This window comes from Humibacillus xanthopallidus, from assembly GCF_044793955.1.
In the GTDB taxonomy this organism is placed as follows: domain Bacteria; phylum Actinomycetota; class Actinomycetes; order Actinomycetales; family Dermatophilaceae; genus Humibacillus; species Humibacillus xanthopallidus_C.
On sequence record NZ_CP084995.1, the window covers coordinates 789,651 to 803,424 of the forward strand.

Sequence of the window (13,774 nt, forward strand, 5' to 3'; positions counted from 1 at the left end):
AGTTACCCGTATGGCACAGGGCATCGTCAAGTGGTTCAACGCTGAGAAGGGCTTTGGTTTCATTGCCCAGGACGGCGGCGGCCCCGACGTTTTCGTCCACTACTCGGCGATCCAGTCGAACGGCTACCGTTCGCTGGACGAGGCGCAGCGCGTCGAGTTCGAGGTCACCCAGGGCCCCAAGGGCCCGCAGGCTGACGCGGTTCGTCCGCTCTGATCAGAGAGATCTGATCACCCCTTAACGAGCGACACCGCATCACCGCACAGTCGTTTGTGCGAAGGCCCCCCGGTTGCGACCGGGGGGCCTTCGTTTGTCCCGTCGTGGTGCTGACGGCTCAGCGCCGAGCCCGTATGCCGGGCGGCGGGGTCCGCTCAGGTCAGCACTGCTCGTAGGGCGTGGTCGTCGGGCTGGGGGTGGCCGGCGTGCGCGTCTTGGTCGAGCTGGGCTTGGGTGTCACCGGCGCCGTCGACGGGGTGACCGCGGGCTTCGGGGCGGCGATCGCCTTCTTGATGAGGCTGCGGATCAGGTCGTAGTCCGGGTTGCTGGAGTAGACGTTCTCCTTCTGCGTCAGCGCCACGCTCGTGATCTTCGAGCGCTGCACGCGCTCCACGAGCTCGACGAAGGCCGGGAGGTCCTGGGCCTCGATGTCGGTGTAGATGCGCTCCTTGAGGATCTTCGCGATCTTGGGGTACTCCCCGACCATCTGTGCCGGGTTGACCTGCTCGACGATCGCCTGGACCACGCACCGCTGCCGCATCTGTCGGTGCGTGTCGTCGTCGCCGGCGCGACTGCGGGCATACCAGAGCGCATGCCATCCATCGAGCCGCTGGAGCCCGGGCTCGAAGTAGCCCTTGATGCCGGTGATCACGCCGTTGACGACGTGTCCACCGATGGGCAACGGCTTGCCCGTCGCGGCGTTCTTGACGTTGATCTCCAGGCCGCCCATGGCGTCGATGAGCTGCTCGAAGCCGTAGAGGTCGACGATGACGAGCTGGTTGATGTCGAGGCCGACGATCTCCTGGACCGTGCCGCGGATCTCCTGGCGCCCCGGCACCACGCCTGCGGGGTAGGCCCCGGGGTGGTCCTTGGCGAAGTTCTCGGCCTCGACGTAGAGGTTGGTGAGCATGCACTGGCCCGTGCCGCCGGGACCGTTCTGCGCGCAGCTGGAGTCGGGCATGCCGAAACTGCCCGACGGGTAGGCCTGGCGCAGCGGGCTGTCGTCCGCCAGGGGGGCGTTGAGCAGGTTGCGCGGCAGCGAGATGAGCGCGGTCCGGCCGCTCTTGGTGTCGATGCTCGCGACGATCATCGAGTCGGTGCGGATGCCCTCACGGTTGGAGCCCGCGTCAGAGCCGAGCATGAGGATGTTGACCCGGGCCTGGTTGGCCCACGGGTCGCCCTCGGTCGCGACCTCGACGCCCTGCCCGGGGGCCTTGTCACCGGCGGTCGTCGTGCCGAAGACCTCCTTGACCGTGTCGGTCGTGATCAGGGTGTACTCGGCGACCTTGAACGTGGATCCGGCGACGAGGAAGACGAGGACGGTGGTGAGCGCGGCCAGGGTGCGGGTGCGGGCGCGGTCGAGCCGGGTGGGCCGGGTCTGGATGGCCGTGAGGATGATTGAGCCGCACCAGAGGATGCCCATCACGACGAAGGCGACCGCGGCCGCCTGGAGCAGGGAGGGTCGTGCGACGAGGGAGAGTGCGGCGTTGGTGATGCCGTCACGGAGCACGACGTAGCCGACGACGATCCCGGTGAGCAGGGCGAGGGTGAGGATGACCCAGCCCAGCCGCTTGCTCCGTGTTTGGGTCAGGCCTGCTCCGGGTATGAGGGTGCCCAGAGCGGTGAGACCGAGGGCCCGTCGGAAGCCGGCGGTGACCTGACGGCGAAAGGCTTCGCGACCGCTGGTTGCGGCGTCGCGTCTGGGGCGCGGCGCGTTGGCGGCGGTCATCAGATCCTCTCGAGCGGGCACGGGGCATTCGTCGCCCGACGGGTGGGCAACGCTGACATTGTGCACCGTGAACCTTTGAACCGCCTCATGACGCGGTGAGAGTCACATGCGCGTGCCTCTGTGCGCCCGCCGCACGACGCAGCGGGTCCCGGTTTGGGAAGCGGACGGCGGGCCGGTAGCCTGTGTCCGCTCGTGCATCCTCGGCGCGCTCGACAGAGCTGCCGCAGGGGAGGGCGAGCACGGAGGCGTCGCATAGTGGCCTAGTGCGCCCGCCTGCTAAGCGGGTTGAGGATAAAACCTCTCGCGGGTTCAAATCCCGCCGCCTCCGCCAGCACCAGACAAGAAGGACCCCGACACGCTCTTTCGTCGGGGTCCTTCTTGTCTGGTGCTGATAGGACACGTGGGATTTGGGAGGAGTCCACGAGGACCCGAGGAACGAGGGGCCTCGTGGACGACGGCTCCCGCCGCCGCCCGTCGGACGCGGGTCGTGCGGCCCGGAAGGGCCGGTGGAAAGTGCCCACTCGACTGGTGGAGGCCGTCGGACGCGGGGCGTGCGGCCCGGGAGGGCCGGTGGAAAGTGCCCACTCGACTGGAGGGTGGTCGAGTGCGCAGGTTCCGAGCGGCATACCGGCGTCGAGAAGTGGGCACTCGACCGGGGGTGGCCCGTCAGGACGTGGGCACGCCACTCTCGGTGCGGGCCTCGAGGCGCTCGCGGGCCTTGCCCTTGTGCGCCATCGGCACGCCGACCCACAGGGCCAGGCCCAGCGCGAGCAGCGCCCCGCCGACCCAGAACGCAGCCGTGTGCGACATGAGCACGTCGAGCACGAGCACGACCCCACCGATGATGCCGACGCCGAGGGTGAAGAGGCCCACGCTCATGAGCCGGTCGGTGTAGGTGACGATGAAGTCCTTGAGCCCGTCGCGGAAGAGGGTGCGGTGCATGGCGACGGGGGCGGTGAAGACGACGACGCTGACGGCGGCCGCGAGCAGCGTGAAGACGTAGATGTTGCGCTGCAGGTCGGTGAGGATCGTGAAGCGCTGCTGGAAGGGGATGGTCAGCAGGAAGGCGAAGAGGATCTGCACACCGGCCTGGGCGATGCGAAGCTCCTGCAGCTGCTCTCCGAAGTTGCGATCGATCCGTTCGGCCTCGGTCTCGTCGCGGGTGTAGGGCTGTGAGTCGGTCATCCCCCATGAGTACCCCCAGAGGGGTCCCCGAGGACAGTCCCCGCGCGCTCTTACCGCCATGGGACGGACGGAGGGCCCGGCACCTCGAGAGGTGCCGGGCCCTGCATCACGTCGTCCGTCACAGCCGGCAAGCGGCGACGGACCACCCACGCCCTCAGCTGGCGCCGAGGTGGGCCTTCAGGGTGTCGAGCTCGGTGGCGAGCTCGGCGGGGAGGCGGTCGCCGAACTTGGCGAACCACTCCTCGATGAGGGGCAGCTCCTTCTCCCACTCGGACGGGTTCACCGCGACGGCTTTGGCGACCATCTCGGGCGTCATGTCGAGGCCCTCGATGTCGATGCCGTCGGCCGTGGGCACGAGGCCGATCGGTGTCTCCACGGCGTCGGCCTCACCCTCGAGGCGGTCGACGACCCACTTGAGCACGCGGCTGTTGTCGCCGAAGCCGGGCCACAGGAAGGAGCCGTCCTCGTCGCGACGGAACCAGTTGACGCCGAAGATGCGGGGGAGCTTGGAGGCGTCCGCACCCTTGCCGATCTCGAGCCAGTGGCTCATGTAGTCGGCGGCGTGGTAGCCGATGAAGGGCAGCATCGCCATCGGGTCGCGCCGCACGACACCGACCGCGCCGGTGGCCGCAGCGGTGGTCTCCGAGGAGAGCGTCGCGCCGATGAAGGTGCCGTGCTGCCAGTCGCGCGACTCGTAGACGAGCGGGATCGTCGTCTTGCGGCGACCGCCGAAGAGGATCGCGTCGATCGGCACACCGTCGGGGTTGTCGTACTCCGGTGCGAGCATCGGGCACTGCTTGGCCGGCGTGCAGAAGCGGCTGTTGGGGTGGGCCGCCTTGGTGCCGGCCTCGCCGTCCGCCGGGGTCCAGGAGTTGCCGTGCCAGTCGGTGAGGTGGGCCGGCGTCTCGTCGGTCAGGCCCTCCCACCACACGTCGCCGTCGTCGGTGAGGGCGACGTTGGTGAAGACGGAGTTGCCCTGGTCGATCGTCGCGATGGCCTGCGGGTTGGTCGACGCGCCGGTGCCGGGGGCGACTCCGAAGAGCCCGAACTCCGGGTTCACGGCATACAGCCGGCCGTCCTCGCCGAAGCGCATCCAGGCGATGTCGTCGCCGACCATCTCGGCCTTCCAGCCGGGGATGGTGGGCGTGATCATCGCGAGGTTGGTCTTGCCACACGCGGACGGGAACGCCGCCGCGATGTAGTGGACCTTCCCCTTGGGCGAGGTGAGCTTGAGGATGAGCATGTGCTCGGCCATCCAGCCCTCGTCGCGGGCGATCGCCGAGGCGATGCGCAGCGCGTAGCACTTCTTGCCGAGCAGGGCGTTGCCGCCGTAACCGGAGCCGTAGCTCCAGATCGTGCGCTCCTCGGGGAAGTGGACGATGTACTTCGTCTCCGAGCAGGGCCACGCGACGTCTGCCTGGCCCTCGGCGAGCGGGGCGCCGACCGAGTGCAGCGCGGGCACGAAGCTCGCGTTCTTCTGCTCGATCGCGTGGAGCACCGCGTCGCCGCAGCGAGCCATGACGAGCATCGAGACGGCGACGTAGGCCGAGTCGGTGATCTCGACACCGAACATCGGCTGCGTGGCGTCGATGTGGCCCATGACGAACGGGATGACGTACATCGTCCGTCCGCGCATGGAGCCGCGGTAGAGCTCGGTCATGAGGCGCTTCATCTGCTCCGGCGCCATCCAGTTGTTGGTGGGGCCGGAGTCCTTCTCGTCCACCGAGCAGATGTAGGTGCGGTCCTCGACGCGGGCGACGTCGCTGGGGTCGCTCGCGCAGTAGAAGGAGTTCGGCTTCTTGCTCTCGTCGAGGCGCACGAAGGTGCCGGCCTCGACGAGGGCGTCGGTCAGCTCGGTCCACTCCTCGGGAGAGCCGGTGATCCAGTGGATGTCGCGCGGCTGTGTCAGCTCGGCGACCTCGGCGACCCAGGCGGCCAAGCCGGCGTGGGTCGTGCGGGTGATCGGTTTCTCGTCAATGGTGGTCAACTCGGGGCCCATCCCTTTCGCGCGGTGCCGCCCGGCACCACGTCGTGCCGGTGTGACTGCCCGCCTGCGAACGGTTCGTCCCGGTGGGGCGCGAAAGTGTCCACATGCTGAGCAGATGACGTGATGTCTTCAAGGTACGCCCGGCCCGGAACCCTGCCGACCGCCTGAGCGTTCCCGACCGGTGAGACGCCTCACACCGGCCCGGGGCCGCAAGAATTTCGACGGTTCCTTGTCGGTTTCTTGCAGAAATTGCGCTACCGGACCGTAGGTTGCCGATGGGTGTCGTCCCGTCGGACGCGGGGTGACCGGTAGGTCCACGGCGGGTGTCGTGCCCCGGTGTCAGGCGCCGCTCGCGCAGAGGCCCCGGAGGAGCGCCGGTATGCCGTCCGGCCGCGATTTCGTGGATCGGCGAGGGTGGCGCTAAGGTAACTCTTCGTCCCACCGAGTGCCGATCGGCACCGCAGGACGCGCACCCGTAGCTCAACGGATAGAGCATCTGACTACGGATCAGAAGGTTAGGGGTTCGAATCCCTTCGGGTGCACTCTGTGTTGAGACAGAAGAACGGCCCCGCAGCGCCTCGGCGCAGCGGGGCCGTTGTCTTGTGCCCGCGGTTTGCCCGCGGGGTGCTTGCGGGCACGGCGTGGTCGTCGCAAGTCACCCGTCGGGGGTGACGCTCGGGGCGGGGCCCGGGGCGAGGATCGGAGGACCCGAGCAGAAGGGAGTCCCGAGGTGTCCGACGAGACCACGACTCCACAGCCGTCCGCTCCACGGCGTCGACTGACGCTGAGGCGCCGGCCGGCACCCCCCTCTGCCCTCGCCTCGCGGTGGACCACGGTCGACGGGATCAAGCTGCACTACCGCGAGTCGCCGGGGCCGCCCGACGGCGCGACGATGACGCACCTGCACGGCTTCGGGCTCTCCGGCGCCTATCTGGTGCCCACGGCGGAGCTGCTCGCGGACGACTTCCACACCCTCGTCCCCGACCTGCCGGGCTTCGGGCGCAGCGGCCGCAGCCCGAGCCCCCTCGGGGTCGAGGGGCTCGCCCACGCCGCCGCGGCGTTCCTCGACGAGAGGCAGGTCGCGACGACCTCGCTCGTCGGCAACTCGATGGGGTGCGCCGTCATCTGCGAGTTCGCCCACCGCTACCCCGAGCGGGTCGACCGTGCCGTGCTCGTCGCACCGGCGGGGGGACTGCACAACCAACCGCTCACCACGGCGATGAAGCAGCTGGTCATGGACTCGGTGCGGGAGCCGCCCAGCCTCATCACGGTGGCCGTGCCCGACTACCTGCGCTTCGGGGTGCCGAGCACGGTGCGGCTCTTCCGGGCCCTCACCCAGTTCCCGTCGCTCGAACGGCTCCTCGAGCTCCAGGTGCCGACCCTCGTCGTGCTCGGACGGTCCGACCCGCTGATGCCCGGGCCGGAGCGCATCAAGGAGGTGGCCGGCCAGACCGCCAACTCCGTGCTGCTCGTCGTCATCCACGGTGCGGCCCACGCCATCAACTTCAGCCACCCGGGCGAGCTGGCCAACGTCATCCGCCGGTTCATGGCGGACCGGCCGATCATCGACGACCCCGACTCGCCCGGCCACGCCCACGCCTACGAGATCCACCGCGGGCAGCACCTGCCCGACACCACCTGACAGAGGTCGGTCCGGCAGGCCTCGTGGTGGCCCCTGATGTTCTCGGGGTGGTCACGAGGTGGCCAGCGGCACAGCCGGGGTCTCTTGCGCGGTGGGCGGGGCCGGAGTTGGGTGTGGGTGCGGGATCCATCCACTGACCGTCCACTGCCGCACGCCCTGAGAGGCCCTCATGACCGACGCTCAGCTCGACACCCTCGACCCGACGCTGTCGCACACGCGCGGTGAGTCCGAGCCGGCCCTCATCGAGCAGACCATCGGCGACAACTTCGACGAGACCGTGGCTCGCTTCGGTGACCGCGACGCCCTCGTCGACGTGGCCCAGGGCAGGCGGTGGACGTATGCCGCGCTGCAGGGTGACGTCGACCGGCTCGCTCGCGCCCTGCTGGCCGTCGGGGTGCAGACCGGTGACCGGGTCGGCATCTGGGCACCGAACTGCTCGGAGTGGACGATGGTGCAGTTCGCCACCGCCAAGATCGGCGCGATCCTCGTCAACATCAACCCCAGCTACCGCTCCCACGAGCTGCAGTACGTCCTCGGCCAGGCCGGCGTCTCGACGCTCGTCGCGGCCGAGTCGTTCAGGTCGAGCAACTACCGCGCCATGGTCGACGAGGTGCGCGGCGAGGTCGACGGCCTCGAGCGCGTCGTCTACATCGGCACCTCCGACTGGGAGGAGCTGCTCGCCCACGCCGACGAGGTGTCGGGGAGCGAGCTGGCCGGCATACAGGCGGGGCTGAAGAACACCGACCCGATCAACATCCAGTACACCTCTGGCACCACGGGATTCCCCAAGGGCGCAACGCTCAGCCACCGCAACATCCTCAACAACGGCTACTTCGTCGGCGAGCTCTGCGACTACACCGAGGCCGACCGCGTGTGCATCCCGGTGCCCTTCTACCACTGCTTCGGCATGGTCATGGGCAACCTCGCCTGCACGACCCACGGCGCGTGCATGGTCATCCCGGCGCCGGGCTTCGACCCAGCCGCTACGCTGCGCGCCACCCAGGACGAGAAGGTCACCTCGCTCTACGGCGTGCCGACGATGTTCATCGCCGAGTGGAACCTGCCGAACTTCTCGGACTACGACCTGTCGACGGTGCGCACCGGCATCATGGCTGGATCTCCTTGTCCCGCAGAGCTGATGAAGCAGCTCATCGCGGCCGGCATCGAGGAGATGACGATCTGCTACGGCATGACGGAGACGTCACCGGTGTCGACGCAGAACCGCACCGACGACACGTTCGAGCAGAAGGTCGGCACCGTCGGTCGGGTCGGGCCCCACCTCGAGATCAAGATCGTCGACCCCGTGTCCGGCGAGACGGTGCCGCGCGGGACGGCCGGGGAGTTCATGACCAAGGGCTACTCGGTGATGCTCGGCTACTGGGAGCAGCCCGACAAGACGGCCGAGGCCATCGAGGACGGCTGGATGCACACCGGCGACATCGGCGTCATGCACGACGACGGCTACGTCGAGATCACCGGTCGCATCAAGGACATGGTGATCCGAGGCGGCGAGAACGTCTATCCGCGCGAGATCGAGGAGTTCCTCTACACCCACCCCGACATCCTCGACGCCCAGGTGATCGGGGTGCCCGACGCGAAGTACGGCGAGGAGCTGTGCGCGTGGATCCGGATGAAGGACGGCGCCTCCCCGCTCACGGCCGAGTCGCTGCGGGAGTTCTGCACCGGGCAGCTCGCCCACTACAAGATCCCGCGCTACGTCGAGATCGTGGATGAGTTCCCGATGACGGTGACCGGCAAGATCCGCAAGGTCGAGATGCGAGAGGTCACCGCCGAGCGACTCGGGCTCGGGTGAGGCCAGGGGCCGCGGGGCAGGAGCACGCCGGGCAGGTGCCCGGACGGGTCCGCGCGCCCTCCGCCGTGCCGGGGGAGGCTCCCGGGCAGTAGGTTTCGGGGGAAGTGGTCGTGAGGACCCGTTGACCCGAAGGGGAATCCAATGTCGGACACCACCAAGCTGATCCTGGCGGTCGTCGTCGTCGTGGTCGTCGTTGCGGTGACCATCAGTCTCTTCCTCAACGCGAGGAAGCGTCGTGAACTGGAGCACCGGCGATTCGAGGCCGGTGAGCTGCGCGCGCGCATCGACGAGCACGCACCGAAGCTGCAGGAGAGCGCCGACCGGGCGTCGGTGACCGGAGCGGTCGCGGCGGACGCCCGCAGCGAGGCCGAGCGCACGGCCGAGGAGGCCGAGCGCAAGGCTGCCGAGGCGCGCGAGCTCGAGGAGCAGGCGCAGCAGAAGGCTGCCGAGGCCCGACGGCTCGAGGAGCACGCCCAGAAGCACGCCGAGGAGGCCACGCAGGCGCAGTCCTCCCTGGTCGAGCTCGAGCGAGAGGCCGACCGCGTCGACCCCGACGTGCGCACCGACGCCGAGGGCTACCGGATCGACGAGTCGGGGCAGCGCCTGCCCGACAGGGAGTCCTCTGGTGCCGCCCCGGCGGTCGCAGCCTCGAGCGGTGCTGCCGCAGCGGCGTCGGCGCCCTTCCTGCGCGACGACGACGAGCCCGACCTGGCGGATGCGGAGAATCCCTTCGCGACCGACGAGGCCAACGCCCCTGACGCGTCGACGGATTCGGCGTGGGACGACTCCGTCGTGGGTACGAAGGATGGTGACCGCACCATCGACGAGACCATCGACGAGAGCAGGGACGACGTGAGCAACGACGACACGACCACCCCGGACACCCCGAGCAGCACGCCCGACACGGCGACCAGCGAGTCGAGCTGGGAGGGCTCCTCCGCCACGGGCGCGGCGGCCGCCGCCGGCACGGGCGCCGCGGCCGGCTGGGCAGCGCGCAGCGACGACGATGACGCCGACACCGACGCGGCGCCGGGCACTGACGACACCAACGCGGCACCCGCGAGTGCCGCCGACACCGAGGTGGCGCCGGGCACTGACGGGACCGATGCGGCACCCACGAGTGCCAGCGACACCGACGTGAGCGAGCCGTCCGCGCGCGAGGACCGTGCGGACGCCGAGCAGACCGTCTCGGTGCCGGCCCTCGAGGACCGCGACGACTACGTGACCGGCACGGGCACACCGGACGACGACCCCGGTGACCACCGCGGCCAGCCGTGGGCGACGACCTCGGGCACGCCGGCGCCGGAGCCGGCGAAGGACCCGGAGACCGGAGCCGAGGAGGGGCAGGCGACCGAGGGTGCCCTCGGGTCGCGCATGGACCCGACGACGGACACCGAGATCGACGGCGACGCCGACGGGTCGTCGTCCGACGAGGCGAGCCCGGTCGAGTCCGGCACGGACGAGCAGGTGGACCACACCGAGCTCCGCGAGGCACCTGTCGACGAGACATCGGCCGACGATGCAGGCGCGGATGCCGCAGGAGCAGGCGAGGGGGAGGAGCGGGCCGACGAGCCGCAGCAGTCCGGACCGCGGGTCTCGACCTTCGAGGAGGTCGTCGACGGCGGCTTCGGCCTCGGGTCGGCCGCGCCGCTGGAGGGCGGCGTGCAGCCCCTCGGCCACGACGTCAAGGCGAGCCGCGACGGCAGCACCTTCCTCGTGCCGGGCGACGAGGGCTACGACGACGCCCAGCCCGACGTCTGGTTCTACAACGAGGAGTCGGCCCGACGCGCCGGCTTCCACAAGTCCGGCGAGTAGGCCTCCGGGCCACCGGCTGCACCGATGGGCAGGTCGTCTCGCACGGCCTGCCCATCGTCGTCCGCGGACCCCGGCCGCGACCCCCGACCCCGACCGCAGGCCGAGCAGCCGCTGACCACCCGTCGAGCCACCCGGCATACGGGAGGCGTCTGGCGGTGGGCGCCGGACCGAGGCGCCCGAAACGGCGGCGCAGCCACCTGCGGGCCGCACCTAGACTTGCCCGCATGGTTTCACCGCTCGTCGCGCTCACGCCCAGGGTCCAGTCCGCGATCGCCGCCGCGCTCGGCGACGAGCACCGCGAGGCCGACCCGGTGCTGCGTCCGTCGCAGTTCGCCGACGTGCAGGTCAACGCGGCGCTGGCGCTCGCCAAGAAGGTCGGTATGCCGCCGCGCGAGGTCGCGGCGAAGATCGTCGCCGCGCTCGACGTCGACGGCGTGTGCGATGCCGTCGAGGTGAGCGGGCCGGGCTTCATCAACCTCACCTTCTCGAACGCCTGGCTCGCCCAGCTGCTGCAGGAGGTCGCCGCCGACGAGCGCGCGGGCGTGCCCCTGCAGGAGCGCGAGAACATCCCCATCGACTACTCCGCGCCCAACGTCGCCAAGGAGATGCACGTCGGCCACCTGCGCACGACGGTCGTCGGTGACTCGCTCGCCCGTACCCTCGAGCACCTCGGCCACAACGTCGTGCGGCAGAACCACATCGGCGACTGGGGCACCCCCTTCGGCATGCTCATCGAGCACCTCCTCGACGTGGGTAGGGAGTCGGCCGAGGCCGAACTGCTCGTCAGCGATCCCAACGCCTTCTACCAGGCGGCGCGGGTGAAGTTCGACCTGGCCGAGAAGGCCGAGCCCGCAGGCAGCGCAGGCGATTTCAACACCCGCGCCCGCACGCGGGTCGTCTCCCTGCAGGCCGGTGACCCCGAGACCCTCGCCCTGTGGCAGGAGCTCGTAGACCTCTCCAAGACCTACTTCAACACGGTCTACTCCACCCTCGGCATCACACTCACCGACCTCGACCTCGCCGGGGAGTCGACCTACAACGCCGTGCTCGGCTCGCTCTGCGACGAGCTCGAGGCCGCGGGCATCGCGACGATGTCGGACGGCGCCCTCTGCGTCTTCCTCGACGGCTACACCGGCCGCGAGGGCAAGCCTGTGCCGCTCATCATCCGCAAGTCCGACGGCGGCTACGGCTACGCGACGACCGACCTCGCGACGATCCGCTACCGCGTGCACGACCTCAAGGCGCACCGCGTGCTCTACGTCATCGGGGCACCGCAGGCGCTGCACCTCAACATGGTGTGGGACACCGCACGCAAGGCCGGCTGGCTGCCCGACGACGTCGTGCCGGTGCACGTCCAGATCGGCAACGTGCTCGGCGAGGACCGCAAGATCCTCAAGACCCGCTCGGGCAAGCCCCTGCGGCTCATGATGCTGCTCGACGAGGCCGTCGAGAAGGCCCGCGCCGTCATCGACGACGCCCGCCCCGACCTCGACGAGTCCGTCCGCGCGACGATCGCCCGCCAGATCGGCATCGGCGCCGTGAAGTATGCCGACCTGTCCGTCGCCCACAACAGCGAATACGTCTTCGACCTCGACCGCATGGTCGCGCTCACGGGCAACACCGGCCCCTACCTTCAGTACGTCGTCGCCCGGATCCGCTCGATCTTTCGGCAGGTCGGCATGGACCCGGCCGAGCAGCGGGCGCCGATCCTCGTCGAGCAGCCGCAGGAGCGGGCCCTCGCGCTGCACCTGCTCGGCTTCGGTGACGTGCTCGCCGAGGTGGGCGACGAGTACGAGCCGCACCGCCTCTGCGCCTACCTCTTTGAGCTGGCCCAGACGTTCTCGGCGTTCTACGAGAACTGCCCCGTGCTCAAGGCCGACCGCGACGAGGTGCGCGAGTCGCGACTCGCGCTCTGCGCACTCGTCTTCCGCGTCATGGCGACCGGTCTCGACCTGCTCGGCCTCGAGGCTCCCGAGCAGATGTGAAGCCCCGGGACGGCGCCCGAGCCGGCCGGACGGCATACCGGAGCGGTGTCGCAGTTGCCTGTGCTCAAGGACGCTGACCTGCGAGAATGGGCAGGGTGCGGTGCTCCTTCGGGGACCTCGTCATCGACACCGACCGGTTCCTGCTCGAACGCGGCGGGACGTCGCTGCACGTCCAGCCCCAGGTCTTCGACGTGCTCAGCCACCTCGTGCGCAACCGCGAGCGCGTCGTGCCGAAGACGGAGCTGCTCGACAGCATCTGGGGTGACCGTTTCGTCAGCGAGTCGACGCTGACGAGCCGCATCAAGGCGGCCCGCCGGGTCGTCGGCGACGACGGCATCAGCCAGACGGTCATCCGCACGGTGCACGGCCGCGGCTACCGGTGGGTGGCCGACGTGGAGCCCGTCGCCGAGCCCGGCGCGGAGCCGGACGCCGGCTCGCAGCCGCCGACCGTGCCACTGCCGCCGGACCCGCGGCATCTCGAGCAGCGCATCCGTTTCTGCCACGCCTCCGACGGGGTGCGCATCGCCTACGCGACGGTGGGGGAGGGCCCGCCGCTCGTGCGGGCGGCGCACTGGGTCACCCACCTCGACTACGAGTGGGAGAGCCCGGTCTGGCGGCACTGGATGGACGGGCTCTCCCGGGGGCGCACCTTCATCCGCTACGACGAGCGCGGCTGTGGCCTGTCCGACCACGACCCCGAGGACGTCTCGCTCGAGGCGTTCGTGCGCGACCTCGAGACCGTCGTCGACGAGCTGGAGCTCGAGCGCTTCCCCCTCATGGGGCTCTCGCAGGGCGGTTCCGTCGCGATGGCGTATGCCGTCCGCCACCCCGAGCGCGTCAGCCGCCTCATCCTCGTGGGCGCCTTCGTCAAGGGTCGGGTCGCCCGGGCCACCACCCCGGACGAGCTGCGCGAGGCGGAGCTGCAGGGCGAGCTCATCCGGATGGGCTGGGGCCGCGACGACCCGTCCTTCCGGCTCTACTTCTCATCCACCTTCATGCCGGACGCGCCGCCGCAGCTGTGGAGCGACTTCGCTGCGCTGATGCGCCGCACGACGTCGGCCGAGAACGCGCTGCGCCTCAACAACAGCTTCGTCGCGATCGACGTCACGGACCTCGTCGGCCAGATCACCGTGCCGACGCTCATCCTCCACGGCCGCGGCGACATGCGGATCCCGTTCAGCCAGGGCCGCGAGATCGCCGCACGCATCCGCGGGAGTCGCCTCGTGCCGCTCGACACGCGCAACCACCTGCTCGTCGCCGGCGAGCCCGCGTGGGAGCACCTGCTCGAGGAGATCGACGCCTTCCTCGCCGACGACGAGTCCTCACGGAGTCCACGGGAAGTCCAGATCCTGTCCTAGGACGGCGGCGCGCCGAGCGGGACCGTGGTCCTCATCGCAGCATCGA

General features: G+C 69.9%; 9 protein-coding genes and 2 tRNA genes. 8 read left to right on the forward strand and 3 right to left on the reverse strand.

Features of this window, described 5'->3' with window-relative positions; genetic code table 11:
• Positions 1–10 precede the first annotated feature (10 nt).
• The gene (locus LG278_RS03635) at positions 11–214 is read left to right on the forward strand and encodes a cold-shock protein (protein WP_404391036.1); all 204 of its coding nucleotides are present in this window, start codon (positions 11–13) and stop codon (positions 212–214) included.
• Positions 215–374: 160 nt separating this feature from the next.
• On the opposite strand, the gene LG278_RS03640 is transcribed toward LG278_RS03635, so the two are convergent.
• Positions 375–1,943 (reverse strand): LCP family protein, encoded by a 1,569-nt coding sequence (locus LG278_RS03640; protein WP_404391038.1) that lies wholly within the window; start codon positions 1,941–1,943, stop codon positions 375–377.
• A gap of 241 nt (positions 1,944–2,184) precedes the next feature.
• Between LG278_RS03640 and LG278_RS03645 the strand changes: the two genes are divergently transcribed.
• Positions 2,185–2,274 (forward strand) — tRNA-Ser (locus tag LG278_RS03645).
• Positions 2,275–2,609: 335 nt separating this feature from the next.
• On the opposite strand, the gene LG278_RS03650 is transcribed toward LG278_RS03645, so the two are convergent.
• Together LG278_RS03650 and LG278_RS03655 are read right to left on the reverse strand one after the other, a co-directional pair.
• Positions 2,610–3,128, reverse strand: a complete 519-nt coding sequence (locus LG278_RS03650) for a DUF6328 family protein (protein WP_404391040.1) — start codon at positions 3,126–3,128, stop codon at positions 2,610–2,612.
• A 154-nt stretch (positions 3,129–3,282) separates the two neighbouring features.
• Entirely contained in the window at positions 3,283–5,127 is a 1,845-nt protein-coding gene (locus LG278_RS03655) for a phosphoenolpyruvate carboxykinase (GTP) (protein WP_404391042.1), read from the reverse strand.
• Positions 5,128–5,584: 457 nt separating this feature from the next.
• Here LG278_RS03655 and LG278_RS03660 point away from each other — a divergent pair.
• The 6 genes from LG278_RS03660 to LG278_RS03685 all read left to right on the forward strand — a co-directional run bounded on the left by LG278_RS03660 (position 5,585) and on the right by LG278_RS03685 (position 13,728).
• A tRNA-Arg gene (locus LG278_RS03660) sits at positions 5,585–5,657 on the forward strand.
• A 188-nt stretch (positions 5,658–5,845) separates the two neighbouring features.
• Positions 5,846–6,757, forward strand: coding sequence for an alpha/beta fold hydrolase (locus LG278_RS03665; RefSeq protein WP_404391044.1), 912 nt, complete (start codon positions 5,846–5,848; stop codon positions 6,755–6,757).
• A gap of 169 nt (positions 6,758–6,926) precedes the next feature.
• The gene (locus LG278_RS03670; RefSeq protein WP_404391046.1) at positions 6,927–8,570 is read left to right on the forward strand and encodes an AMP-binding protein; all 1,644 of its coding nucleotides are present in this window, start codon (positions 6,927–6,929) and stop codon (positions 8,568–8,570) included.
• Positions 8,571–8,711: 141 nt separating this feature from the next.
• On the forward strand, positions 8,712–10,385 hold the full coding sequence (locus tag LG278_RS03675; protein WP_404391048.1) for a hypothetical protein: 1,674 nt from the start codon (positions 8,712–8,714) through the stop codon (positions 10,383–10,385).
• A 224-nt stretch (positions 10,386–10,609) separates the two neighbouring features.
• On the forward strand, positions 10,610–12,370 hold the full coding sequence (argS, locus tag LG278_RS03680) for an arginine--tRNA ligase (protein ID WP_404391050.1): 1,761 nt from the start codon (positions 10,610–10,612) through the stop codon (positions 12,368–12,370).
• A 95-nt stretch (positions 12,371–12,465) separates the two neighbouring features.
• Positions 12,466–13,728, forward strand: coding sequence for an alpha/beta fold hydrolase (locus LG278_RS03685; protein ID WP_404391052.1), 1,263 nt, complete (start codon positions 12,466–12,468; stop codon positions 13,726–13,728).
• Positions 13,729–13,774: the final 46 nt, after the last annotated feature.

What these genes read in the sequence shown, in the direction of transcription:
- LG278_RS03655 (WP_404391042.1), bottom strand. Translation starts at nt 5,127, where the DNA reads ATGGGCCCCGAGTTGACCACCATTGACGAGAAACCGATCACCCGCACG.
- LG278_RS03640 (WP_404391038.1), bottom strand. Translation starts at nt 1,943, where the DNA reads ATGACCGCCGCCAACGCGCCGCGCCCCAGACGCGACGCCGCAACCAGC.
- LG278_RS03635 (WP_404391036.1), top strand. Translation starts at nt 11, where the DNA reads ATGGCACAGGGCATCGTCAAGTGGTTCAACGCTGAGAAGGGCTTTGGT.
- LG278_RS03670 (WP_404391046.1), top strand. Translation starts at nt 6,927, where the DNA reads ATGACCGACGCTCAGCTCGACACCCTCGACCCGACGCTGTCGCACACG.
- LG278_RS03650 (WP_404391040.1), bottom strand. Translation starts at nt 3,128, where the DNA reads ATGACCGACTCACAGCCCTACACCCGCGACGAGACCGAGGCCGAACGG.
- LG278_RS03675 (WP_404391048.1), top strand. Translation starts at nt 8,712, where the DNA reads ATGTCGGACACCACCAAGCTGATCCTGGCGGTCGTCGTCGTCGTGGTC.
- argS (WP_404391050.1), top strand. Translation starts at nt 10,610, where the DNA reads ATGGTTTCACCGCTCGTCGCGCTCACGCCCAGGGTCCAGTCCGCGATC.